Raw genomic sequence first — 1,861 nt, forward strand, 5'->3', positions numbered from 1 at the left:
GAACTCCCAACGAAGTAGAGTCCGAGTGGTTCGAACGGAACCAGGCAGCGTAGAGAAACCAAAGATGCGCTGTCCGAAATCTTTCCGGCCCCTCAATAGCGGGATTCACTAGGCACGTTGGCAAGTCTGCCACTGGATGCGGTCCCGCTGCTGATCACAAGCCCGGAACCACGCCGCCCACGAACTGCGAGAATTCGGGCCTAACGATGTGCGCCAGAGCCAATCGACGACCGCGGTCGTGGCGACCATCCTCGGGAATCACCGACGAAGCTGGTGGAATTCTTAGCGGTGCAGTCGATTTCAGGTTGGCATCATGGATCGCATGACTGATATCAGCCCTGGGCTTTCTGGGTCCGACGCCACGTTTCTGTGGGGTTTCGCCGCTAATTCGCTACTGTACGAGGAGGATCCGGGCCCGCGTGACCTGAACATCGGCTCGGCGACTGAGCCGAAAATGGTATCGCGCCGCGACGCCTACGTCGATCTGTATGCACGTCTGTTCATCGGTGGGGTCGACGGCGATCTCGATCGGATCCGCTCGGCGCGCTACCGCGCTCAACGTGAGTACCTGCAGACCAGGGCTGGTCGTGACAGCGTTGCGCGAAGATCTCTAGGCGGCAGGCGGGTGTGCGACGGTGTGCAGGACGCGCACGAGGTCAGCGAGGTCGACGACCAGGCCGCGCTTCTCCTCGGCCAACCCCATCACGACGTACTGGCGGATCAGCTCCGAAGCGGTGATGCCTTTGCTCTTGGCGGCGGCCTTGATCGCGTCGTCGGTCGTGGTGGACCATTTCACCGACCGGCTGACCAAGATCCCCTCGGCGGGGATAGCTTCCGGTCCTGGGAAGTTCTCGGCTGGTAGCGCTTCGGCGAGATCGAAAGTAATTGCGTCGATTCGGGTTTCGTTGTCGGTGCTCATTGGTTCTGCTCCCATTCGGCGAAGATTCCCAGTTCGTAGCTCTGCATGTCGTAGACGCTGCGAATCAGGTAGTCGACGATGCCGGTGTCCTCCTCCTCATCGGCCTCGTCGTCGGCTCGCAAGGTGATGATCAACGGCCGTCCGGCGCTCGTGCGGGCCCAGAAGAGCAAGACTCGTGTGCCGTTATCGGTGCCGTTCATGACGAGCTTGGCCGGGCTGTAGAGGACGTCGGTCACGTCGGCCGGGGTGATTCCCAGCGCGGCCGCCATTGTCCGCGCCCGCTGTGTCCAGTAGTAACTCATGTCCCCCACAGGGTACCTCACGGGAGGTACCAGAGGATATGGACTTACACCGCCAGGTCAGAGTTGGCTCGACGAGCTTGACGGGTTATGCGGGAGAGAGTTGAGCAGCTCGTGAAGCTCCTCGGCCTCGACGCGATACTGCTTCGCGGTCACAGGGCCGGTCCCGCCCCGGTAACACAACCGAGGCGGTTGGGTGATGCCGAGTGCCTCCAACATTTCCAGGCGCTCTCGCCTTGCCGCCGCAAGGTCGGGATCATCGATTACGGGGGAGTTATTGGCGGCGGATTCGGCCGCTCGCCGGATAGTGCGCCGGATTCCGAACATCGCTGATCACCTCATAGTGTTCGCGGGTAAAACCGACCCCGCGGCCCATTCGTCTCAATGCTCACTGACCTCGCAATCAGTAAATCACCCGAGTCGACAGCGAGCGATGTCAGTGATCGTCGTGAGCCGCTCGCCCGGGTTGGCCGGTGCATCATCGTGTCCGAGCAGCGCCTGCTGGGGAGTCCGCTTTTCACGAATATTGAAGCCCGCGCGCAGCGGGCTTAGCCCGGATCTTTCGTGCGGCTGATGTGCTGGCCTGTTCGGGTTCGGATTGATGTTTTGCGGCCGGCTTCTGGCTGCGGGGCATGATTGGCTG

At 61.7% G+C, this 1,861-nt stretch carries 3 protein-coding genes; all 3 read right to left on the bottom strand.

Annotation, left to right across the window (positions count from 1 at the left end):
* Positions 1 to 610: 610 nt before the first annotated feature.
* Positions 611 to 919, bottom strand: a complete 309-nt coding sequence (locus tag ACIRRA_RS45910; RefSeq protein WP_402782435.1) for a hypothetical protein — start codon at positions 917 to 919, stop codon at positions 611 to 613.
* Positions 916 to 1,221 (bottom strand): hypothetical protein, encoded by a 306-nt coding sequence (locus ACIRRA_RS45915; RefSeq protein WP_402782438.1) that lies wholly within the window; start codon positions 1,219 to 1,221, stop codon positions 916 to 918. Before ACIRRA_RS45915 ends, ACIRRA_RS45910 begins: the two co-directional genes overlap by 4 nt.
* A gap of 408 nt (positions 1,222 to 1,629) precedes the next feature.
* On the bottom strand, positions 1,630 to 1,861 hold a 232-nt coding region (locus ACIRRA_RS45920; protein WP_402782441.1), incomplete at its 5' end, for a hypothetical protein.

The organism is Nocardia sp. NPDC101769, assembly GCF_044766925.1.
Classification (GTDB): domain Bacteria; phylum Actinomycetota; class Actinomycetes; order Mycobacteriales; family Mycobacteriaceae; genus Nocardia.

Excerpts from the sequence above, each read along its gene's own strand:
- ACIRRA_RS45910 (WP_402782435.1), bottom strand. The coding sequence starts at position 919 with ATGAGCACCGACAACGAAACCCGAATCGACGCAATTACTTTCGATCTC.
- ACIRRA_RS45915 (WP_402782438.1), bottom strand. The coding sequence starts at position 1,221 with ATGAGTTACTACTGGACACAGCGGGCGCGGACAATGGCGGCCGCGCTG.